Raw genomic sequence first — 22,503 nt, forward strand, 5'->3', positions numbered from 1 at the left:
CCTGCTCGCGAAAGGAGCGCCCAAGGATTACACGATTTCACGCACCAATAACACCCGCGTCACCCGTCGCTCTTCCACGGCCACCACGGTCATTTGCCAGCCTTCGTACTGCAGGCGATCACCCTTCATCGGCAAGCGATCCAGCAGGCTCATCACCAGCCCCGCCAAGGTCTGATAGTCCTCGGTTGGCTGAGCACCAAACCCCGTGCGTTCTCGCACGCGCATCAGGTTCAGTGCGCCGCTGACGACAAACCCGCCCTGCTCCTCGATCACGTCCGGCCCCTCGATTTCGCTGGCATCGGGCAGTTCGCCGGCAATCGATTCGAGGATGTCGGTCATGGTCAACACACCGACGAAGTCACCAAATTCATTGACCACGAAGGCGATGTGGGTCGACGCCGTGCGCATCTGCTCCAGCGCATTGAGAATCGAATAACTGTCGAGCAGGTTGATGGTCTTGCGCGCCAGGTGCTCCAGATTCGGCTCGGTACCGGCCAGGTATTCCTTGAGCAGTTCCTTCTTGTGCACGAAGCCCAGCGGCTCATCCACCGCGCCGTCGCGAATCAGCGGCAGACGCGAATACGACGAGTGCATCAATTTTGTGCGAATCGTTTCGGCGTCGTCGGCCAGATCGATGGTGTCGACGTCGGCGCGCACGGTCATCAGGTTGCGAATCGGCCGTTCGGCCAGTTGCAGCACACCGCTGATCATCACTCGCTCACGGCGGTCGAACAGCTCCGCACTCGGTGCTTCACCGTCGTCCAGCAAGTCGGAAATCTCCTCGCCGACCTCCTCCACCGCCAGCTTGCGTCCGCCCAGCAAGCGCATCACCGCATGCGCCGTGCGCTCACGCATCGGCCGCATGCCTTGCATCGAGCGCTTGCGTCGAGCACGAGCGATCTGGTTGAACACCTCGATCAGGATCGAGAAACCAATCGCCGCGTACAGATAACCTTTCGGGATGTGGAAACCCAGGCCTTCGGCGGTCAGGGCAAAACCGATCATCATCAAAAAGCCCAGACACAGCATGATCACCGTCGGGTGCGCATTGACGAAGCGGGTCAGCGGCTTGCTGGCCACGATCATCAGAGCAATGGAAATGATCACCGCGATCATCATCACCGCCAGTTCATCCACCATGCCGACCGCAGTGATCACCGCGTCCAGCGAGAACACCGCGTCGAGTACCACAATCTGCGCCACGATCGGCCAGAACAATGCGTAAGCGGCATTGGTCGAGCGCTGGCCGACGTGGCCCTCAAGTCGTTCGTGCAACTCCATCGTCGCCTTGAACAGCAGGAACACACCACCGAACAGCATGATCAGGTCACGGCCGGAGAAGCTCTTGCCGAACACCTCGAACAACGGCTGCGTGAGAGTCACCAGCCAGGAAATACTCGCCAACAGGCCCAGGCGCATGATCAGCGCCAGCGACAAGCCGATGATCCGCGCACGGTCGCGCTGATGCGGCGGCAGTTTGTCCGCCAGGATGGCAATGAACACCAGGTTGTCGATACCCAGCACCAGTTCCAGCACGATCAGAGTCAACAGGCCTAACCAGGCCGTGGGATCCGCTAACCATTCCATAAATGTCTCGATCTCTCTTCAGTGAATTCAGGCTGCCGGGCACGGCAAAGTGCAACGCGAAGGCTCTGAAGCCGCGTTGTCAACGATAGTCGGGAGTCGGAAAACCGGATGCTGCGAGTGCGTCAAGACCGCGCCTGGGCGCGAGGAGAAGGTACGACTGGGAGGCTCCAAGAGGGTGTTCATGCAAATCCTGAATGAAAAATGGCCTTGGAGCGTACAGGCTCAAGGCACATTTTCTACAGCGCCAAATCATTTCAAAATCTGTAAGAGCACAAGAGATGTGATTTTCCTGCAGGCCCTTTCGCGAGCAAGCACGCTCCCACAGCGGTTATTCGTCGGACGCAGGTTCTGAGTTCAAAGAAGGTCCAATGTGGGAGCGGGCTTGCTCGCGAAGGGGTCATCAAACACACCACATCATCGCCCGGCAAAACGCAACCGCGACAACTGGCGCAAATCCCCTTCCACGTAATAATCGTTGGTCCAGCTGTCATCCACCGCCAATGGACTCACCTGCTTCAGTTCCAGCTTTTTCGCGAAATAGCGAAAACGGTAATGCTCATAAAACCGCAGCAACTCCAGGCCATAGCGATCAGCCAGATCGGTGTCGCCACGAATGATCAGGAAGTTCTCGTCATTGCCGTTACTGGCTGACGTACTGAGGTTGTGACTGCCGCTGATGATGGTCGGCGCATCGGTGGTGAAGTCGGTGATCACGGCTTTGGTGTGCACCAGCAGGTTGCCCTTCTGCCCTTTCATGTTTTCTTTCAGCCAGCCTTCCAGCCCGGTGTTGAGCAAAGCTGTGGCAGCGAATTCGGCGGTGCGGTCGGCATGAAAACCGGTGATGCTGCTCGCGGTGTTTTGCAGGCCGTAACGCAGAATGTCGTCATGCGGTTTGCCGAGCAGCGCGTTGAGGATCGCGTCCGGCAAGGTGAACGCGGTGACGAACAGCACGTCCTTCCTGGCCGCCTCGATGATCTCGACAAACTCGCGCAAATCGCCGCCACCGCTGCGTGGCGAGAACCCGGCGAACAGCGGCTGCGTCGGGTCCATCGGATTGTGCTCGGTGATCCAGCTGCGCGTCGCAGCGACGTCGGCGGGGTTGGCCCAGACCTCTTCGAACGTTTGCAGATAGGCAGTGGCAATCGTCACATCGTCGAGCGTATGCACCACATTGGCCTGGCGATACACGCCATTGGCGGTGAAATTGGTGCTGCCGCATAGCACGGCCTGCGGTTGCCGCTGACCGGCGCCATCGACTCGGCTGAGGACGATGAATTTGTCGTGAAAAATATTGTGAGTGACCCGGCCCCGCTTGTTTGCCGCCGGCAATTGGGCAAGGTTCGCTTCGTTGAGGGTTGTATCCGGGTCATCAGGCTGGGCGTGATACAGCACCCGCACCTGTACCCCTCGGGCGAACGCCGCGTTCACGGCATCGATGATCGCCTGCAACTGATACTCGTAAATCGCGATATCCAGCGCCCAATTGGCGTCCACGGCACGCTCGATGTACCCGAGCAATCGCTCCAGCAGTCCGTTCTCCAGCCACAGTCGTGCCGCGTCGGGCCAGGCTTCGATGGGCAGGTTCTTGTTGGCGCTGATCTGCGCGTCGAGCTCGGGAAACTTGCGCTGGAAGGCCTGACTGGCAGCCACGGCTCGATTGAAGATTACGCTCTGGTTGGCTGGATGGCCGTCGTCACTGGTGATGCTCAGCTCCAGCGATTCGCCCAGTTGCGGCGCATCCGCCGTGCCGTAGGCCAGATGCACGCGATAGTGCATCGTCGTGCCCGGATTGACCGCGTAATCGGCCCAGCGGAATTTCTGCAGCGGCGCCTTATCGCTCGGCGTGGCGTGATATTGCGGGAACGTGTGGGCCTTGCCGGGAAACGTCAGGCTGTTGAACAGGAACAACCACGGTTTGTCGCCCTGCTGCTTTTCGATGGCAAAACCGAGCAGGCCTTTGCGCCGGGGTTCGGCCAGGTCCATGGCGAGCAGCACGCCGTTGGTGCCGGCGTAGGCTTTGACGCGAAAATCATCCTGAGGATTGGCGACCAGTACCCGCATGATTCACTCCTTGTGATTGGGCTGGGGTGAGCATAGAGCAGCGCTGCAAGTTTTGAGGATATCCGTTTGAACCGAGGTGACCTCTTCGCGAGCAAGCCCGCTCCCACACACCAACCTTGTGGGAGCGAGCCTGCTCGCGAAGAGGCCCGCTCAGACTTCACACATCATCGATATGCCGATAATCCACATTCAGCGCCATTGCCAATTCTCGCGCCCGAGCCAGACGGATCGGTCCGCGCTCAATGTCGATCAACAACCCCGGACACTCCAATGGCAACATCGGCGGCAAGACTTTCAAACGCCCATCCGTCACCACCAGCAAGCGCTGCTGCTCGGCGGGAAAGCGCTTCTGTCGCTGCGCCAGCCATTGCTGCGCCTGCATCAACGCTGCCACCAACGGCGTGCCGCCGCCCGCCCCCAACGCCTCCAGCCAGGTGCGCAAGCCACTCGACGCCTTCAATCCTTGCACCTGCCATTTCGGCGCGCTGCCGCTGGCGGTCAGCAAGGCCAGTCGTGCCCGCTGCCGATAAGCGTCATCGAACAATTGCGCGAGCAAGCCCTTGGCATCGCTCAGTGCCTGATGCCGACGCGTCGATGCCGAGGCGTCGACGATCACCAGCCACAATTCATGGGCAGAACGAGTGCGCAGCTGAAATTGCAGATCGGCGCGTGTCTGCGGCCGACCGTTGAGCAACGTCCCCGGCCAGTTCACCAGGCCGCTGCGCGCGGCGTGGCGCTGGCCTTGGCGTCCATGATCGAGGCGTCCGGCACGGGGTCTGGCATTCGCCCCCGCGTCGGATCGGGGACGAATGCCGGTTACTTTTTTGGCCAGCTCGGCACTTCGCGACGAGCACCCGTGGCCAGTGCCGGGGCGGGCATATCACCCCACTGGCCCTGCCCCTCGCTTGGTTCAGCCTGGGATTTGGCCGAGCTCTGTGCGGGCGATTGCGGACTCGACGAAGATGGCTCGCGACGGCGATGACGCAGGGCAAATTCCGCCACGGCGTCGATGTCCTGCTCGGCAATCGCAGCAGCGCCGCGCCATGCTGCGTGCGCACGGGCAGCCCGCAGCCAGACCAGATCAGCACGCAAGCCATCGACACCCGCCGCAAAGCAACGCTCGGTGATGCTCGCCAACGCGTCGTCGTCCAGCGGGATGCTCGCCAAAGCAATGCGCGCCTGTTCGCAGCGCTCGCGTAGCGCTTGCTGCCGGGCTTCCCACTGCGCGCAGAACGCCTGGGGATCGCTGTCGAAATCCAGGCGGCGGCGGATGATCTGCCCGCGTTCGGTTGGCGCGGTGTGGCCGCTGAGAGCGACGTTCAGGCCGAAACGGTCGAGCAGTTGCGGGCGCAGTTCACCCTCTTCCGGGTTCATCGTGCCGATCAACACGAACCGCGCCGAATGCCGATGGGAAATGCCGTCGCGCTCGATCAGGTTGGTGCCACTGGCCGCCACATCGAGCAGCAGATCCACCAGATGATCGGGCAGCAGGTTCACTTCATCGACGTACAGCACGCCGCCGTCGGCCTTGGCCAGCACGCCGGGGGAAAACTGCGCACGGCCCTCGCTCAGCGCGGCGTCCAGATCGAGGGTGCCGACCAGACGTTCTTCGGTGGCGCCCAGCGGCAAGGTGACGAATTGACCGCTGGCGAGCAGATCGGCCAAGCCACGGGCCAGGGTGGATTTGGCCATGCCACGCGGACCTTCGATCAGCACCCCGCCGATTTTCGGGTCGATGGCGGTGAGGCACAGCGCGAGTTTCAGGTCATCGGCGCCGACCACGGCGGATAGCGGGAAATGCGGGGTGTCGGTCATCTTCAATACTCGGTCATGGTCGGTAGTCTGTCGGAAGATCGTTGGAGCCAAGCCTATTTCCTGTGGGAGCGAGCTTGCTCGCGAAAGCGGTGTTTCAGCTACAGAAATGCTGTCTGACACACCCTTCGCGAGCAAGCTCGCTCCCACAGGGGATTGCGGTGTGTCAGGAGTCTTCTTCTATATCCAGCAGCAGGTTTTCCAGCGCTTCTTTATAGGCACCGGGCTCTTGCCACATTCCGCGCTGCTGTGCTTCCAGCATGCGCTCGGTCATGTCGCGCAGGGCATGCGGATTGTGTTCGCGGACAAAATCGCGGGTCGCCGGATCGAGCAAATAGGCGTCCGCCAGCAACGCGTACTGATGATCGTCGATCAGTTGCGTGGTGGCGTCGAAGGCGAACAGGTTATCAACCGTCGCTGCCAGTTCGAACGCGCCTTTATAGCCGTGACGCTTGACCCCGTCGATCCATTTCGGATTGGCCGCCCGCGAGCGGATCACCCGATTGAGTTCTTCTTTGAGGGTACGAATTTTCGGCAGATCCGGCTGGCTGTGATCGCCGTGATAACTGGCCGCCGCTTCACCCCGCAGGGTTTCCACCGCCGCGAGCATGCCGCCCTGGAACTGGTAATAGTCATTGGAATCGAGCAGGTCGTGCTCGCGGTTGTCCTGATTCTGCAACACCGCCTGCACCTGGCTCAGGCGCTGAACGAACTGCTCGCGGGCGGCGGTGCCTTCGTCAGAACCGCCGTAAGCGTAGGCACCCCAGTTCAGGTAGACCTCGGCCAGATCTTCGCGGCTCTGCCACAGGCGACCGTCGATCGCGCCCTGTACACCCGCGCCATAGGCACCGGGTTTGGCGCCGAAGATCCGCCAGCCGGCCTGGCGCCGCGCCGCGTCGGCATCCAGCCCCGATTGCAAAAGCGCCTCGCGTTCAGCGCGCACCTTCGCGGCCAGCGGATTGAGGTCATCCGGTTCGTCCAGCGCTGCCACCGCTTGCACGGCGGCGTCGAACAGGCGAATCAGATTGGCAAAGGCATCGCGAAAGAAGCCCGAGACCCGCAGCGTGACATCGACCCGTGGCCGGTCAAGCAGGCTCAGCGGCAGAATCTCGAAATCATCGACGCGCTGACTGCCGGTGGCCCACACCGGACGCACGCCCATCAACGCCATGGCCTGGGCGATGTCGTCACCGCCGGTGCGCATGGTCGCCGTACCCCACACCGATAAACCGAGCTGGCGCAGGTGATCGCCGTGATCTTGCAGGTGCCGCTCGAGAATCAGCGTGGCGGACTGGAAACCGATGCGCCAGGCGGTGGTGGTTGGCAGGTTGCGCACGTCCACCGAGTAGAAATTGCGCCCGGTGGGCAACACGTCGAGACGGCCACGGCTGGGCGCGCCGCTTGGCCCGGCGGGGACGAAGCGGCCGCCGATGGCGTCGAGCAGGCCGCGCATTTCAGCAGGGCCGCAGGCATCGAGGCGTGGGGCGACGACTTCGCGCAGGTTGTCCAGAATCGCGTTGACTTCGACCCATCCTGCCCCTTGTGGGAGCGACGGTGCGACGATTCGACTTGCTCGCGAAAGCGTCGTGTCAGTCGACATTGATGTACCTGACCCACCGCTTTCGCGAGCAAGCTCGCTCCCACAGGGGATTTGTAGTGCTTGGGAGATCAGTTGGGTGGCAAACAGTTCGAGGCGTTCGCGGGTATCGCCGGCGGTGCGCCAGATTTCGTCGCTGACGTTTTGCAGCTCCGGCGGGCGCGGGCCGTTCCACGGATCGGCCAACGCACAGTCCAGCGGATCAAACCCCAGCTCAAACGCCTTGGCCAACGCCCGCAGCAAACTCGACTGCGCGCCCTTGCCGTCGCCACGCGGGATGCGCAGTAACGCCAGTAGCGTGTCGATGCGTAAACGCCCGGTCGGCGACTCGCCGAAAATGTGCAGGCCATCGCGGATCTGCGATTCCTTCAGATCACACAGATAGGTGTCCAGGCGCGGCAGCCAGATTGCTGCGTCAGCGTCGCTGTCCAGACCGGCATCAAGCTGCAGTTCGCGATCGATCTGCGTCTCGCGCACCAGTTGCAGGATGTCACGCTGCAGCTCCCGCGCACGACGCGGATCGAGCAGTTGCGCCTCGTAATATTCGTCGGCCAGCAGCTCCAGATTGCGCAGCGGGCCGTAGGTTTCGGCGCGGGTCAGCGGCGGCATCAGGTGGTCGATGATCACCGCTTGCGTACGCCGTTTGGCCTGGGCGCCCTCGCCCGGATCGTTGACGATAAATGGATAGATATTCGGCAGCGGCCCGAGCAATGCATCCGGCCAGCAATTCTCCGAAAGGCCGACACCCTTGCCTGGCAACCATTCGAGGTTGCCGTGCTTGCCGACGTGAATCACCGCGTGCGCGCCGTAGGTGTTGCGCAGCCAGAAATAAAACGCCAGATAGCCATGCGGCGGCACCAGATCCGGGTCGTGGTACACCGCACTTGGATCGACCTGATAACCGCGCGCCGGTTGAATGCCGACAAAGGTCAGGCCAAAACGCAGCCCGGCGATCATCATCCGCCCGTCGCGGCACATCGGATCGTTTTGCGGCGCGCCCCAGCGTTCCAGCACCGCCGCGCGATTGGCCTGCGGCAGCGCATTGAACATCGCCAGATAGGCGTCCATCGCGAGGCTTTGCTGGCACGGACGCAGGTCGATGCTATCGAGGTCGTTGCTGACGCCGCCGAGCAATTGCTGGATCAACGCAGTGCCGCTGTCCGGCAACTCGGCCGTCAACGGGAAGCCCTCGGTCTGCAACGCGCGCAGAATATTCAATGCCGCCGCTGGCGTATCGAGACCGACGCCATTGCCGATCCGGCCGTCGCGAGTCGGGTAATTGGCGAGAATCAGCGCGATGCGTTTTTCAGCGTTCGGCAGCCGCGCCAGATCGCTCCAGCGTCGGGCCAGTTCGGCGACAAAATCCATGCGCTCGGGTTGCGCCCGATAGCAGACCACGTCGGACTGGCTGCGCTCGCTGCGCCAGGCCAGGTCCTTGAAGCTGATCGGCCGGCTGATGATGCGCCCGTCGAGTTCCGGCAAGGCGATGTGCATCGCTAGATCCCGTGGCCCCAGGCCCTGTTCGCTGTCGCGCCAACCGGGCTCGTTGTCCTGAGCGCAGATCGCCTGAATCACCGGAATATTGCGCCGGAACGGGCGCAGATGCGGGGCTTCTGGACTGGACTGCGCGAAACCGGTGGTGTTGAGAATCACCGCCGCCTCGACCTCGTCCAGCCAGTCCTCGACCACGCTCAGACAGCCGGGTTCTTTCAGGCTGGCGACGGCGATCGGCAACGGATTGAGCCCCGCCGCCTGCAAGCGCTGGCAGAACACGTCGATGAACGCAGTGTTCGCCGCTTGCAAATGCGAGCGATAAAACAACACCGCCGCGACCGGTTGACCGGGCAGCCATTCGGCTTGCCAGTCGCACAGTGCGGCGGTGTTTTTCTGTGGGTGGTAAATCGCCGTACGCGGCAGGGCCTGCGGCTCGCCCCAGGCGTAGTCGCGCGCCAGCCAGCGGTTGGCCAGGCAATGGAAGAAGTCCAGCGCATTGCCCATACCGCCCTGACGCAGGAACTGCCAGAGGCGGTCGCGATCTTCGGCGGGCACGGTGCTCAGGTCGCTGAGTTCCGGGTCGGGACGATCATCGCCTGGCACCAGAATCACCTGCACGCCGCGTTCGGACAACTCCACCAGTCGCTCGACGCCATAACGCCAGTAAGCGATGCCGCCGTGCAGCGAAATCAGAATGACCTTGGCGTGACGCAGTACCTCATCGACATACAGATCGACCGAGGCATGATTCTGCACCTGCATCGGATTGGCCAGGCGCAGGCTGGGGTAATCCTCGGGTAACTGCTGCGCCGCTTCGGCGAGCAGCGCCAGGCTGGAATCGCCGCTGCACAGGATCACCAGTTCGGCGGGGGTTTGTCCAAGGTCGGCAATGTTGTCATCCGACACGAAACCGCCGGGCTGGGTCCTGAGCAGGTGCATGGCTTAAACGCTAAGCGCGGCGCGCAGTTGCGCTTCGAGTTGCGCGGCGTCGAGTTCCTGACCGATCAGCACCAGACGGGTGACGCGCGCTTCGTCAGCGCCCCACTGGCGGTCGAAGTGCTTGTCGAAACGCGTGCCCACACCCTGAATCAACAGGCGCATCGGCTTGTTCGGAATCGCCGCGAAACCTTTCACCCGCAGAATGCCGTACTTGACCACCAATTGCGTCAGCGCGTCGAGCAGCAGGCTTTCATCGGCTTGCGGCAGTTCTATGGAAATCGAATCAAAGGCGTCGTGATCGTGGTCATCACCTTCGTGGTGGTGATCGTGATGGCTGTGGCGGCTGTCGATATGTTCTTCGGATCCGGCACCGAGACCGATCAGCACGTCCAGCGGCAAACGACCGTTGCTGGCTTCGATGATCTTCACTGCTGGCGGCAGTTCTTCGGCGACTTCAGCGCGAACGCGAGCCAGATCTTCCGCGCTTGTCTGGTCGGCCTTGTTGAGGATCACCAGATCGGCGCTGGCCAGTTGGTCGGCGAACAGTTCATGCAGCGGCGACTCGTGATCGAGGTTCGGGTCGAGTTTGCGTTGGGCATCGACCTGATCCGGGAACGCGGCAAAAGTACCAGCGGCCACAGCCGGGCTGTCGACCACGGTGATCACCGCGTCAACGGTGCAGGCGCTGCGGATTTCCGGCCACTGGAAGGCTTGTACCAGCGGTTTTGGCAGGGCCAGACCGGACGTCTCGATCAGGATGTGATCGAGATCGCCGCGACGGGCAACCAGTTCCCGCATCACCGGGAAGAACTCTTCCTGCACCGTGCAGCACAGGCAGCCGTTGGCCAGTTCGTAGACGCGGCCGGTGGCTTCTTCTTCGGTGCAACCGATGGTGCATTGCTTGAGGATTTCACCGTCGATGCCCAGCTCGCCGAATTCGTTGACGATCACCGCGATGCGGCGGCCCTGAGCGTTGTCGAGCATATGGCGCAGCAAGGTGGTTTTGCCCGAGCCGAGGAAACCGGTGACGATGGTGACGGGGAGTTTGGCCAGTGTTTTCATCGGATGCCCTTTGGCAAGGTGGCGGGCATGCGGGACGAGATCCGCTGCGAGCGTGCGCGCGGAAGAATTCGCCACCGGATCACCCCGCCCGGTTGTAGTGAGAAATCTGTGACGAGGCAGGTCTCCTGGCTGACGGTGTTCAGGTTTTGAGCCTGGCGTTCGCTGCGCCTTCCCGCGGGCTCTGTGGATTGAGCTGGCAGTGGCGTGGCAACGAACTTCACCGTTCACAGTTGCGGGGGCAGCCGCGGCTTTGACCGCGTTCCCTTCTTAGCTTCGGCGTGGGCCGAAGAACCTCGAAAGTGCAAGGCTACGCATCGGGTGGTGACCGGTCAATGGTTGGATTGGGGGCATATCCGTTGCTTCGGGTGTTGCCGCTGGCGGTTTCGCTCTTACAGCGAGTCACTTTTTCCAAACGCCGAAAAAGTAACCAAAAAGGCTTCCCCGGCGTACGGCACTTCGCTTAGGCTCAGTGTTCCCTCGCTACGGTGTCCATCAGGGGGCATCGCCTACGGTTTGCTTCGCTGCAATGTATGCGGCTTCGCCGCACGGCGCTGCGCGCCTTCCCCCTGATGGACACCTACGCTCGGCCTGCCGAAGGGGCTGAAGATCAAAAGCCAGGTCCAAAGCCAGAGCCAGAGCCAGAGCCAGAGCCAGAGCCAGAGCCAGAGCCAAAGCAGATCAAAAGATCACAGCCTTCGGCAGTTCCTACAGGGGATTGGGTGTATTCAGTTTGGGATTTGGTCGGTTGTCAGGCCGCCTTCGCGAGCAAGCTCGCTCCCACATTTGGGTTGAATGCATTCAGTCAGAGATCGGTCGGCTCGCAGGCCGCCATCGCCAGCAGGCTGGCTCCCTGAAGCCCCAGATCAAAAGAGCGCAGCCTGCGGCAGCTCCTACACTGGCCGAGTGTCAGCTCGCCGAAAGCTTTTGATCTGAGGGCCCGTCGGCAGGCTGAGTGGAGGGGTTTATCCGGGGGTGGGAGCGCAGCGACCGTTTGGCGCAGCCAAACACAGCGAGAGGAGGTGCAGCGAAGCAAACCGTAGGCGCTGCCCCCCGGATGAATCCCGGAGCGAAGGAACCCGAGCCTAAGCGAGGGCCGAACGTCAGGGTAAAGCCTTTTTGGTTACTTTTGAGGCGTTTGTCAAAAGTGACCCGCCGTAAGGGCGGAACCTTAGGAGGCCGTTACCGCAGCAACGGATATACACCCTCCCCCACAAAATTGACTAAATTCCCCAACCCATGCTCTCCTACACAACTTGTTACGGGTGCCCTTCACAGGGTGAAACGGGAAACCGGTGAATCATGTGCTTTACTCAAAGCCATGTCAGTCCGGTGCTGCCCCCGCAACGGTAAGCGAGCGAAGCGTCAGATCCACTGTGCCATACGGCGTGGGAAGGTGATGCTTGCAGGTCGGCCAGACGCCAACCCCTCGTGAGCCCGGAGACCGGCCCGCAACACACAGTGCGCAGTTTGCGTCGCTGAACATAACAAACCCGCGGTGGGCGGGCGCTGTTCGAACCTCTGCGTGCCCGACTCGCAGGGGTTTTCATGCGCTCTGTTGACCCGCTGACACTCCAGAGGGAAGCGCCATGTCGATCATCAGCAGCACCGGCAGCAACACCGACAAAATCTCCAGCACCGCCACCTTGAGCCAACGCCTGACCGCCGCGATTTTCGCGTCGATCCTGGGCGCCAGCCTGGTTTACTTCGCCGGTTTCTCGCACATCGAAGCGGTGCACAACGCCGCCCACGATACCCGCCACAGCGCCGCGTTCCCGTGCCACTGAGACCTGCCGACATGATCAAGCGTATCGCGCAAACCGCAGGTTTCACCGGGCTGCTGGCCGCCCTGTTGCTGACCTTGCTGCAAAGTTTCTGGGTCTCGCCACTGATTCTGCAGGCCGAAACCTTCGAGAAATCCGAACCGGTGGCCGTTCACCAACATGCCGACGGCGCCATGGCCGGGCACACTCACGACGCCGAAGCCTGGGAGCCGGAAGACGGCTGGCAACGCGTGGTCTCGACCACCGGCGGCAATCTGGTGGTGGCGGTCGGTTTCGCCCTGATGCTCGCCGGCCTGTACACCCTGCGTGCACCGACCAAAACCTCGCAAGGCCTGCTCTGGGGCCTGGCCGGTTACGCGACTTTCGTACTCGCGCCGACCCTGGGCCTGCCGCCTGAACTGCCGGGCACCGCTGCGGCCGATCTGGCTTCGCGGCAAACCTGGTGGATCGGCACCGCTGCCTCCACCGCTGTCGGTTTGGCGCTGATCGTGTTCAGCCGTCATTGGCTGATGAAGCTGCTGGGCGTGGCGATTCTGGCCGTGCCGCACGTGATCGGCGCGCCGCAACCGGAAGTGCATTCGATGCTCGCTCCGGAAGCGCTGGAAGCCCAGTTCAAAATCGCTTCGCAGTTGACCAACGTGGCGTTCTGGCTGGCCCTGGGCCTGATCAGCGCCTGGTTGTTCCGCCGCAAAAGCGCTGGTCAATACCACGCATGACCGATGACCGCGCAGCGCCGACCTTTGTGGTCGGCCTGGGCTGCCAGCGCGGCTGCCCGGCCAGCACGCTGCGCGCGTTACTCGACCAGGCATTGCAGGCGCATCGCATCGAGCTGGAAGCGGTCAAGGCCCTGGCCAGCATCGACTTGAAGCGCGATGAACCGGGCTTGCAGGAACTGGCCGCACAACTTGCGTTACCACTGTTGTATTTCAGCAGCGACGAACTGGCCAGTTACCAGCAGCGACTCAGCCACCATTCGCAGATCGCCTATGAGCGCACCGGCTGCTACGGCGTGGCGGAAAGTGCCGCCCTGGCCCTTGCCGAGCAGTTGATTCAGGCACCGGCAAAATTGCTGATTTCCCGGCAAAAATACGCTCAGGCAACCCTGGCATTGGCCGGCGCTGCGTAAAATCCCGATAATCCCCCTGTTTGATCATGAGCAATCTTCATCTGAAGCGTTGCCCTGCCCCGTTTTTCACAGGATTTCTGCATGACTGTCTACTTCATCGGCGCCGGCCCCGGCGACCCGGAATTGATCACTGTCAAAGGCCAGCGGCTGATCCGCAGCTGCCCGGTGATCATCTACGCAGGCTCGCTGGTGCCGGCCGCGGTGCTGGAGGGACATCAGGCCGAAACCGTGGTCAACAGCGCCGAATTGCATCTGGAACAGATCATCGAACTGATCAAAACCGCGCATGCCAACGGCCAGGATGTGGCGCGGGTGCATTCCGGCGATCCGAGTCTGTATGGCGCGATTGGTGAGCAGATTCGTTATCTGCGTGAGCTGAATATTCCGTTCGAAATCATCCCCGGCGTCACCGCGACCGCAGCGTGTGCGGCGTTGCTCGGCGCCGAGTTGACGCTGCCGGACGTTTCGCAGAGCGTGATTCTGACCCGCTACGCCGATAAAACTGCCATGCCGGCGGGTGAGGAACTGAGCAGTCTGGCGCAGCACGGCGCGACCATGGCGATTCATCTGGGGGTCAATCATCTGCAGAAGATCATCGCCGAACTGCTACCGCATTACGGCGCGGATTGCCCGATTGCGGTGATTCACCGGGCGACGTGGCCGGATCAGGATTGGGTGGTGGGGACGCTGGCGGATATTGCCGAGAAGATTGCGGCCAAAGGGTTTCGGCGTACGGCGTTGATTCTGGTTGGGCGGGTGTTGGGGAGTGAGGTGTTCAGCGAGTCATCGTTGTATCGCGCGGGGCATGCACACCTTTACAGGCCCTGAAAGCAATTGTGGCGAGGGAGCTTGCTCCCGCCGGATCGCGGAGCGATCCCAAAACCAGACAATCCATTCATCACGGGTAAATGCATTGTCAGGTTTGTGACTGCTTTGCAGTCAAGCGGGAGCAAGCTCCCTCGCCACAGCGCCGTTTTTCAGGTCCGCAGTGAACACCTTACTCAGTAGTAGGCGTTTTCTTTCTGCGTGTGGTCGGTCACGTCGCGCACACCTTTGAGCTCTGGAATACGCTCGAGCAAGGTGCGCTCGATGCCTTCCTTCAGGGTCACGTCGGCCTGGCCGCAGCCCTGGCAGCCGCCGCCGAACTGCAGCACGGCAATGCCGTCCTCGACCACATCAATCAGGCTGACCTGACCGCCATGGCTGGCCAGCCCCGGGTTGATTTCGGTTTGCAGGTAGTAGTTGATGCGCTCGTTGACCGGGCTGTCGGCGTTGACCATCGGTACTTTGGCGTTTGGCGCCTTGATGGTCAGCTGGCCGCCCATGCGGTCGGTGGCGTAGTCGACGACAGCATCGTCGAGGAACGCTTCGCTGAACGAGTCGATGTAGGCGGTGAAGCTTTTCAGCCCCAGCGCGGTATCTTCAGGTTTTTCTTCGCCCGGCTTGCAGTAGGCAATGCAGGTTTCGGCGTACTGGGTGCCAGGCTGGGTGATGAAGACGCGGATGCCGATGCCCGGGGTGTTCTGCTTGGAGAGCAGATCGGCCAGGTAATCGTGGGCGGCGTCGGTAATGGTAATAGCGGTCATGGAAACTCCTCGCAGGCTTGGGCGCAGTTTACGCCAATCATTGCGCCGGACAAAGTCCTAGTATTTTTGTCAGGAAAGATTCTTGACAGGCTCGCGAGCCGATTCGCCGTCGATCCGCGCTTTAAGCCACTGATAGCTGCGTTTTTCCACCCATTCATAGCTCAGCCACGAACCCACGGCGATAGCCAGGGCACAAATAGCGAACATCAGATACGGATTGATTCCATAGCGCCGGGCAATAAAACCACCGGCAGACAGCACCAGCACGTGCATCAGATACACCGAATAAGAACAATCACCGAGCAACTTCATCAGCCGATTACGCTCGATGTAGCGCTCAAGTGATATGCAGGCCATCACCAGCACCGCGCTCGGCACGCCCCAGTTCAACAGCCTTGGCGCCGGCGTCAGGTGATAGATCGCCAACAACGCGGCGCCCATCGCCAACAGTGGCAGCCACAGACCCGCACCGATCCAGCCCCGGCGATAGAGCACGCCAATGCCGATCCCCAGCAAAAATTCGTAGACGATGTCGGAACGGTAAAATTCGTTGAGCCAGCCGAACGCTTGACACACCGAAAACAGCAACGCGCCAACCACCAGCAAGCGCACCTGCCAGCGAAACACCAGCGCACAGGCAAACAACACATAAAAGAGCATTTCGTAGTTGAGCGTCCAGCCGACATTCAGCGTCGGATAAATCCCGTAGCCGCCGGGGTTTTGCGCCGGAATGAACAACAGCGACGCGAGGAAATGCGCCCAATCCACGGTCTGATCCGGCAACATCGGCCGGGCGAACACCACCAGCAACGCCATCAGCAACGTATACAGCCAGTACGCCGGCACGATGCGAAACAGCCGATACAGCAGAAACCGCGCCGGAGGCAACGACTTGCTTTCGGTAGACAGGAAAATCACCAGACCGCTGATGACAAAGAAGACATCGACGCCGACTGCGCCCTTGTCGATGAAGAACTGCCCGACCGGGCCGCTCGCCTTGAAGTCGAAAAAAATCTGCATGAAGTGGTGACAGACCACCGTCCACGCGGCAAGCGCCCGCAGGGCCTGCACTGACATCAACATGATCGGCTCCTGTCCACAACTCTCAAAACCACCGCCGCCCCCTTGTAGGAGTGAGCCTGCTCGCGATGACGGCATGTCAGGCGACAACCATTCTGAATGGACTGACGCCATCGCGAGCAGGCTCACTCCTACAGGGGCTTTGCGGTGTTGCTTGGAGTTGGGACAGCAGGTCGATCTCAACGATCAAAGATTCTCGTAGCGGTTCATGTCCAGCACGCCCTCTTCCACCGGATCGGTTTCGTGGATGTATTGGCTCAGGTCGTGGAAATAGAACCAGAATTGCGGATGACTGCGACGGATCCCCCAACGTTCGACGATTTTCTCGAAACGGTTGGCATCCTTGGCATTCTCCATGGCATCGACAAACTCCGGCACTTGCTCGGCCGGAATGTTGAAGATGAAGTTCGGATAGCTGCTCAGTACGCCCGGATAGATGGTCAAGGTGTCCAGCCCCGGCTGGTAGCGCAGCGATTCGCCCAGCAGAAACGCCACGTTGCTGTGCGCGCGGTTGCGCAGCAGGCTGTAGACCTCGCGTTTGCCGCTGCGGGTTTCGATGCGCAGCATGGTCGCTTCCGGCAGTTGATCGATAACCTTCAGACCGGCCGCCGGGCGCGACGTCAGGCGACTGAGCGCCTGCTCGGCGTTCTGCAGCGCCGGGTCGATATTCGGCCGCGAGCAGTAGGCGCCGTCACAACGATTGATCGGGTCTGGCCGCGCATTGAGGTCGCCGTAACGCGCCAGCAACTGCATGGCGAAGTCGTATTTCGGGTCTTTCTCATCGAGTTTCAGCGCGGTCGGCTTGTCGTCGTCGATGGCTTCGTAGTCGAGCCACATCTTGAACTGGCCGCTGCTCTGATACCAATCGTCGAGGTAGTCCTCGCGAGAGTCGGCGGGCATCAGGCGCAGGAAGTTCTGCTCGGCGCCGTTGCGGATCAGGTCGAAATACAGGCGGGTCTGCGCCTGATGAGAGACGTTGCCGAACACATCGAAGTTGACCGCCAACTGGTAATAGGTGCGCTCCAGCAGCGGATAGTCGAACAGCCACATGGTCTGTGGCACTTCGCCGATCAGGCCTTTGGTCACCGACGCACTGTCGAAGTGGCGGAAAATGCTCAGCAGCGCGTTGTCGTTGCCGGCCCACAGGGTCGACCAGCTCGGCGGCGGCTGGTCGGCGTAGCTGTCGCGGCGCAGGGCCTCGTATTCATTGCGCTTGTTGCGATAGTTGTGCCACAGGCTCAGGACACTGCCGACGTCATCGTTCTGCCCCGGCATCGCCAGCAACGGCGTGGCCTGGCCGCGATAGTTCGGGTCGGTGATGTACAGGTCATGTTCCGGCGCCTGGAACAGCGCCCAGAAGTTGTCGCGAATCACATCCGTCGCAATCTGCCCACGGCACACCGGCCCGCGAATAAAGGTGCGCACGAAGTATTCGGCGTTGTCGAGCATGAACTGGTAACGCGCCTGCGCTGGAATCGCCTCGAAGGTGGCGAACGGGTTGGCCCGGCTCTGCGGGCCGTACCCCGGCAACGCATTGACCTGCCAGTTGCCGCTGTAGAACAGACTCTTGACCCGCGCCATCTTCGCCGCGCTCAGCGGATAGGTGATGTGGGTCTTGTGCACGATCACCCCTTGCACCGGCCACAAGCGGTAGTAAACCTGGGTGCCCGGGTCGTCATTCGGGCGACGGGTGGCGATCAGGTCGATCGGCTGCCCGGTCGGCGTGCGCGAACGCACCCACTGGAAGTAGTGGCCCGGCTCGCCGTCCTTGAAATAGATGTGCGCCAGGAACCAGTGCTCGAACAACCAGCGCCCGACCAGACTCTGCCGCGCCCCCGGGGTGTTAAGCAGGTTTTCCCACTGGACGATTTGCAGCGCCTCTTTGGCGCTCGGCGCCAGGCCTTGCTCGTCGATTGGCGCACCGGACGCCAGCCAGCGTTGCAGGGTTTGGTATTGCTGATCGGTGAGGCCAGTCACCGCCAGCGGCATGCCTTCTTTCGGGTGGGCGCCGGCGTAGCCGTCAAACTCGGCGGGCATCGCGCACATGTTTTCCCGTTGCAGGCCGAGGACGATGTCTTCCGGCAGCTTGGCATTCGGGGTAAGCGGGGTTTTGTGTCCCAGCTCCAGCATCCGCGCCATCAACGCCGCCTGGCTGCCTTGGGCATCGAGTACCGAATAAAAGCCTTTCTGCTGCCAGGCGCGTTTGCCGAAGGCGTCGTAGAACAGCCGCGTGGTCGGCGCCGCTTGCGTGCGCTCACCATCGTAGACCGGCATCTTGCTCGCGCCCCGCCCTGCGCCTTCGCCGCTGCCCAGATTGAGCTGGCAGGCAGAGTCGTAGCAGGCATGGCAGGCCACGCATTTCTCGGTGAAGATTGGCTGAATATCTCGGGTGTAAGAGATCGCAGGCTCTTGCGCAACGGCGCCCCAGCTTAAGAACAGCAAGAAAATGCTGATGACGCGGTACGACATGCCCTTGATCCCGATCCTGAAAAAAACGCCGCGATTCTACAGTATGACGCTCGTACCAACATGAGCGGTATTCATGCAAATAGCCTGCATGCTCCAAAAGCGCACAGGTTTGTTATGATCCCGGCCCTTCGTCATGGTCTTTTCGAGTAGTCCCAATGTCCGATCGCAGCGTCCGCCTTCAAGCTCTCAAGCAAGCCCTCAAAGAGCGCATCCTGATACTCGACGGCGGCATGGGCACGATGATCCAGAGCTACAAGCTCGAAGAGCAGGATTATCGCGGCAAACGCTTCGCCGACTGGCCAAGTGACGTCAAGGGCAACAACGACCTGCTGGTGATCACCCGTCCGGACGTGATCGGCGGCATCGAAAAGGCTTATCTGGATGCCGGCGCCGACATTCTGGAAACCAACACCTTCAACGCCACGCGTATTTCCATGGCCGACTACGGCATGGAAGAACTGGCGTACGAATTAAACGTAGAAGGCGCACGACTGGCGCGCAAGATCGCCGACGCCAAGACCGCCGAGAACCCGGACAAGCCGCGTTTCGTCGCCGGCGTGCTCGGCCCGACCAGCCGCACCTGCTCGCTGTCGCCAGACGTCAACAACCCCGGCTACCGCAACGTCACCTTCGATGAGCTGGTGGAAAACTACACTGAAGCCACCAAAGGCCTGATCGAGGGCGGCGTCGATCTGATCCTGATCGAAACCATCTTCGACACGCTCAACGCCAAAGCGGCGATCTTCGCCGTCCAGGGCGTGTTCGAAGAGCTGCACATCGAATTGCCGATCATGATTTCCGGGACCATCACCGATGCGTCCGGCCGTACCCTCTCGGGCCAGACCACCGAAGCGTTCTGGAACTCGGTGGCGCACGCCAAGCCAATCTCGGTCGGCCTCAACTGCGCGCTCGGCGCCAGTGAACTGCGTCCGTACCTGGAGGAGCTGTCGAACAAGGCCAGCACCCACGTGTCGGCGCACCCGAACGCCGGTTTGCCGAACGAGTTCGGCGAGTACGACGAACTGCCGGCGCAAACCGCCAAGGTCATCGAAGAATTCGCCCAGAGCGGTTTCCTCAACATCGTCGGCGGTTGCTGCGGCACCACCCCGGGCCACATCGAAGCCATCGCCAAAGCCGTGGCCGGTTATGCGCCGCGACAGATTCCGGACATTCCCAAGGCTTGCCGCCTGTCCGGTCTGGAGCCGTTCACCATTGATCGCAGTTCGTTGTTCGTCAACGTCGGCGAGCGCACCAACATCACCGGTTCCGCCAAGTTCGCCCGTCTGATCCGTGAAGACAACTACACCGAAGCCCTGGAAGTCGCCCTGCAGCAGGTCGAGGCCGGCGCGCAGGTGATCGACATCAACATGGACGAAGGCATGCTCGATTCGAAGAAGGCCATGGTGACCTTCCTCAATCTGATTGCCGGCGAGCCGGACATCTCCCGCGTGCCGATCATGATCGACTCGTCGAAATGGGAAGTTATCGAAGCGGGTCTGAAGTGCATTCAGGGCAAGGGCATCGTCAACTCGATCAGCATGAAAGAAGGCGTCGAGCAGTTCATCCATCACGCCAGACTGTGCAAACGCTATGGCGCGGCGGTGGTGGTGATGGCGTTCGACGAAGCCGGCCAGGCCGACACCGAAGCGCGCAAGAAAGAAATCTGCAAACGCTCCTACGACATTCTGGTCAACGAAGTCGGCTTCCCGCCGGAAGACATCATCTTCGACCCGAACATCTTCGCCGTGGCCACCGGCATTGAAGAACACAACAACTACGCTGTGGACTTCATCAACGCCTGTGCCTACATCCGCGACGAGCTGCCGTATGCGCTGAGCTCCGGCGGCGTGTCCAACGTGTCGTTCTCGTTCCGGGGCAACAACCCGGTGCGCGAGGCGATTCACTCGGTGTTCCTGCTGTACGCGATCCGCGCCGGCCTGACCATGGGTATCGTCAACGCCGGTCAGCTGGAAATCTACGACCAGATCCCGCAGGAGCTGCGCGACGCCGTCGAAGACGTGATCCTCAACCGCACGCCGGAAGGCACCGACGCCCTCCTCGCCATCGCCGACAAGTACAAGGGCGACGGCAGCGTCAAGGAAGCAGAGACCGAAGAGTGGCGCAACTGGGACGTCAACAAACGTCTGGAGCATGCGCTGGTCAAAGGCATCACCACCCACATCGTTGAAGACACCGAAGAGTCGCGCCAGTCGTTCGCCCGCCCGATCGAAGTCATCGAAGGCCCGCTGATGTCCGGCATGAACATCGTCGGCGACCTGTTCGGCGCCGGCAAAATGTTCCTGCCGCAGGTGGTGAAATCCGCCCGCGTAATGAAGCAGGCCGTGGCGCATTTGATCCCGTTCATCGAACTGGAAAAAGGCGACAAGCCGGAAGCCAAGGGCAAGATCCTCATGGCTACGGTGAAGGGCGATGTGCACGACATCGGCAAGAACATCGTCGGCGTGGTGCTGGGTTGCAACGGCTACGACATCGTCGACCTCGGCGTAATGGTCCCGGCGGAGAAAATCCTCCAGGTCGCCAAGGAAGAAAAGTGCGACATCATCGGTCTGTCCGGCCTGATCACCCCGTCGCTGGACGAAATGGTCCACGTGGCCCGCGAGATGCAGCGTCAGGATTTCCATCTGCCGCTGATGATCGGTGGAGCGACCACCTCCAAGGCCCACACCGCGGTGAAGATCGAACCGAAGTACAGCAACGATGCGGTGGTCTACGTCACCGACGCCTCGCGCGCGGTGGGTGTGGCGACGCAGTTGTTGTCCAAGGAACTCAAGGCCGGTTTCGTCGAGAAGACCCGTCTGGAATACGTCGATGTGCGTGAGCGCACCGCCAACCGCAGCGCCCGTACCGAGCGCCTGAGCTACGCGGCGGCGATCGCCAAGAAGCCACAGTTCGACTGGGCCAACTACACGCCGGTCAAACCGACCTTCACCGGCACCCGCGTGCTGGACAACATCGACCTCAACGTTCTGGCCGAGTACATCGACTGGACACCGTTCTTCATTTCCTGGGACCTGGCCGGCAAATTCCCGCGCATCCTCGAAGACGAAGTGGTCGGTGAAGCCGCCACCGCGCTGTACAAGGACGCGCGTGAAATGCTTACCAAGCTGATCGACGAGAAGCTGATCAGCGCCCGTGCGGTGTTCGGCTTCTGGCCGGCCAATCAGGTGCACGACGACGACATCGAACTGTACGGCGATGACGGCAAGCCGATGGCGCGCCTGCATCACCTGCGTCAGCAGATCATCAAGACCGACGGCAAACCGAACTTCTCGCTGGCCGACTTCGTCGCACCGAAGGACAGCGAAGTGACCGACTACGTCGGTGGTTTCATCACCACCGCCGGCATCGGCGCCGAAGAAGTCGCCAAGGCCTACCAGGACGCTGGTGACGACTACAACTCGATCATGGTCAAGGCCCTCGCCGACCGCCTGGCCGAGGCTTGCGCCGAATGGCTGCACCAGCAAGTGCGTAAAGAACACTGGGGTTATGCCAAGGACGAGGTGCTGGATAACGAAGCACTGATCAAAGAACAGTACTCCGGCATCCGCCCTGCCCCGGGCTACCCGGCCTGCCCGGATCACACCGAGAAAGCCACGCTGTTCACCCTCCTCGACCCCGAGGCCAGCGAGATGCGTGCTGGCCGCAGCGGCGTGTTCCTCACCGAACACTACGCGATGTTCCCGGCGGCAGCGGTCAGCGGCTGGTATTTCGCTCACCCGCAAGCGCAATACTTCGCAGTCGGCAAGGTCGACAAGGATCAGGTGCAGAGCTACACCTCGCGCAAAGGTCAGGAACTGAGCGTGACCGAGCGCTGGCTGGCGCCAAACCTCGGTTACGACGAATAAGCGCAACGGTCAGTCCCCGAACCTCCCGGGGACTGACCGTTCA

At 61.5% G+C, this 22,503-nt stretch carries 14 protein-coding genes and 2 riboswitches; of the genes, 5 read left to right on the forward strand and 9 right to left on the reverse strand.

Annotated features, from left to right (window positions below):
* Positions 1-27: 27 nt before the first annotated feature.
* The 6 genes from PMI25_RS13435 to cobW all read right to left on the reverse strand — a co-directional run bounded on the left by PMI25_RS13435 (position 28) and on the right by cobW (position 10,552).
* Complete coding sequence (locus PMI25_RS13435) at positions 28-1,587, reverse strand: TerC family protein (protein ID WP_007968861.1); 1,560 nt, start codon at positions 1,585-1,587, stop codon at positions 28-30.
* 414 nt (positions 1,588-2,001) lie between these two features.
* Complete coding sequence (locus PMI25_RS13440; protein ID WP_007968863.1) at positions 2,002-3,648, reverse strand: phospholipase D-like domain-containing protein; 1,647 nt, start codon at positions 3,646-3,648, stop codon at positions 2,002-2,004.
* Between the two features lie 157 nt (positions 3,649-3,805).
* Positions 3,806-4,480: a VWA domain-containing protein gene (locus PMI25_RS13445; protein WP_150113626.1), complete on the reverse strand. Its 675-nt coding sequence runs from the start codon at positions 4,478-4,480 to the stop codon at positions 3,806-3,808.
* Positions 4,465-5,463, reverse strand: a complete 999-nt coding sequence (locus PMI25_RS13450) for an ATP-binding protein (protein WP_007968865.1) — start codon at positions 5,461-5,463, stop codon at positions 4,465-4,467. The genes PMI25_RS13445 and PMI25_RS13450 overlap by 16 nt, the downstream gene beginning before the upstream one ends.
* 163 nt (positions 5,464-5,626) lie before the next feature.
* Positions 5,627-9,490, reverse strand: coding sequence for a cobaltochelatase subunit CobN (cobN, locus tag PMI25_RS13455; protein ID WP_007968866.1), 3,864 nt, complete (start codon positions 9,488-9,490; stop codon positions 5,627-5,629).
* Positions 9,491-9,493: 3 nt separating this feature from the next.
* Positions 9,494-10,552, reverse strand: a complete 1,059-nt coding sequence (gene cobW / locus PMI25_RS13460; RefSeq protein ID WP_007968867.1) for a cobalamin biosynthesis protein CobW — start codon at positions 10,550-10,552, stop codon at positions 9,494-9,496.
* A gap of 98 nt (positions 10,553-10,650) precedes the next feature.
* A riboswitch (cobalamin riboswitch) is annotated at positions 10,651-10,863 on the reverse strand.
* A 932-nt stretch (positions 10,864-11,795) separates the two neighbouring features.
* A riboswitch (cobalamin riboswitch) is annotated at positions 11,796-12,016 on the forward strand.
* Positions 12,017-12,138: 122 nt separating this feature from the next.
* Here cobW and PMI25_RS13465 point away from each other — a divergent pair.
* From PMI25_RS13465 to cobM, 4 genes are all read left to right on the forward strand, one after another.
* Positions 12,139-12,336, forward strand: coding sequence for a CbtB domain-containing protein (locus tag PMI25_RS13465; RefSeq protein ID WP_003225486.1), 198 nt, complete (start codon positions 12,139-12,141; stop codon positions 12,334-12,336).
* An 11-nt stretch (positions 12,337-12,347) separates the two neighbouring features.
* A complete protein-coding gene (locus PMI25_RS13470) occupies positions 12,348-13,049 on the forward strand; it encodes a CbtA family protein (protein ID WP_007967857.1) in 702 nt (233 codons plus the stop codon).
* Positions 13,046-13,459 (forward strand): cobalamin biosynthesis protein, encoded by a 414-nt coding sequence (locus PMI25_RS13475; protein WP_003225490.1) that lies wholly within the window; start codon positions 13,046-13,048, stop codon positions 13,457-13,459. Before PMI25_RS13470 ends, PMI25_RS13475 begins: the two co-directional genes overlap by 4 nt.
* Positions 13,460-13,540: 81 nt before the next feature.
* Positions 13,541-14,287: a precorrin-4 C(11)-methyltransferase gene (gene cobM / locus PMI25_RS13480; RefSeq protein ID WP_007967858.1), complete on the forward strand. Its 747-nt coding sequence runs from the start codon at positions 13,541-13,543 to the stop codon at positions 14,285-14,287.
* A gap of 173 nt (positions 14,288-14,460) precedes the next feature.
* On the opposite strand, the gene nfuA is transcribed toward cobM, so the two are convergent.
* From nfuA to PMI25_RS13495, 3 genes are all read right to left on the reverse strand, one after another.
* Positions 14,461-15,045 (reverse strand): Fe-S biogenesis protein NfuA, encoded by a 585-nt coding sequence (gene nfuA / locus PMI25_RS13485; protein WP_003225494.1) that lies wholly within the window; start codon positions 15,043-15,045, stop codon positions 14,461-14,463.
* Positions 15,046-15,114: 69 nt separating this feature from the next.
* Positions 15,115-16,128: an acyltransferase family protein gene (locus PMI25_RS13490; protein WP_007967859.1), complete on the reverse strand. Its 1,014-nt coding sequence runs from the start codon at positions 16,126-16,128 to the stop codon at positions 15,115-15,117.
* A gap of 183 nt (positions 16,129-16,311) precedes the next feature.
* Positions 16,312-18,594 (reverse strand): fatty acid cis/trans isomerase, encoded by a 2,283-nt coding sequence (locus PMI25_RS13495; RefSeq protein ID WP_007967860.1) that lies wholly within the window; start codon positions 18,592-18,594, stop codon positions 16,312-16,314.
* Positions 18,595-18,749: 155 nt separating this feature from the next.
* On the opposite strand from PMI25_RS13495, the gene metH reads away from it, so the two are divergent.
* Entirely contained in the window at positions 18,750-22,460 is a 3,711-nt protein-coding gene (metH, locus tag PMI25_RS13500) for a methionine synthase (protein WP_007967861.1), read from the forward strand.
* Positions 22,461-22,503 lie beyond the last annotated feature (43 nt).

Origin of the sequence: Pseudomonas sp. GM30, from assembly GCF_000282275.2 — a bacterium.
GTDB lineage: Bacteria > Pseudomonadota > Gammaproteobacteria > Pseudomonadales > Pseudomonadaceae > Aquipseudomonas.

Excerpts from the sequence above, each read along its gene's own strand:
- PMI25_RS13435 (WP_007968861.1), bottom strand. The coding sequence starts at position 1,587 with ATGGAATGGTTAGCGGATCCCACGGCCTGGTTAGGCCTGTTGACTCTG.
- PMI25_RS13440 (WP_007968863.1), bottom strand. The coding sequence starts at position 3,648 with ATGCGGGTACTGGTCGCCAATCCTCAGGATGATTTTCGCGTCAAAGCC.
- PMI25_RS13450 (WP_007968865.1), bottom strand. The coding sequence starts at position 5,463 with ATGACCGACACCCCGCATTTCCCGCTATCCGCCGTGGTCGGCGCCGAT.
- cobN (WP_007968866.1), bottom strand. The coding sequence starts at position 9,490 with ATGCACCTGCTCAGGACCCAGCCCGGCGGTTTCGTGTCGGATGACAAC.
- cobW (WP_007968867.1), bottom strand. The coding sequence starts at position 10,552 with ATGAAAACACTGGCCAAACTCCCCGTCACCATCGTCACCGGTTTCCTC.
- PMI25_RS13465 (WP_003225486.1), top strand. The coding sequence starts at position 12,139 with ATGTCGATCATCAGCAGCACCGGCAGCAACACCGACAAAATCTCCAGC.
- PMI25_RS13470 (WP_007967857.1), top strand. The coding sequence starts at position 12,348 with ATGATCAAGCGTATCGCGCAAACCGCAGGTTTCACCGGGCTGCTGGCC.
- PMI25_RS13475 (WP_003225490.1), top strand. The coding sequence starts at position 13,046 with ATGACCGATGACCGCGCAGCGCCGACCTTTGTGGTCGGCCTGGGCTGC.
- cobM (WP_007967858.1), top strand. The coding sequence starts at position 13,541 with ATGACTGTCTACTTCATCGGCGCCGGCCCCGGCGACCCGGAATTGATC.
- nfuA (WP_003225494.1), bottom strand. The coding sequence starts at position 15,045 with ATGACCGCTATTACCATTACCGACGCCGCCCACGATTACCTGGCCGAT.
- PMI25_RS13490 (WP_007967859.1), bottom strand. The coding sequence starts at position 16,128 with ATGTTGATGTCAGTGCAGGCCCTGCGGGCGCTTGCCGCGTGGACGGTG.
- PMI25_RS13495 (WP_007967860.1), bottom strand. The coding sequence starts at position 18,594 with ATGTCGTACCGCGTCATCAGCATTTTCTTGCTGTTCTTAAGCTGGGGC.
- metH (WP_007967861.1), top strand. The coding sequence starts at position 18,750 with ATGTCCGATCGCAGCGTCCGCCTTCAAGCTCTCAAGCAAGCCCTCAAA.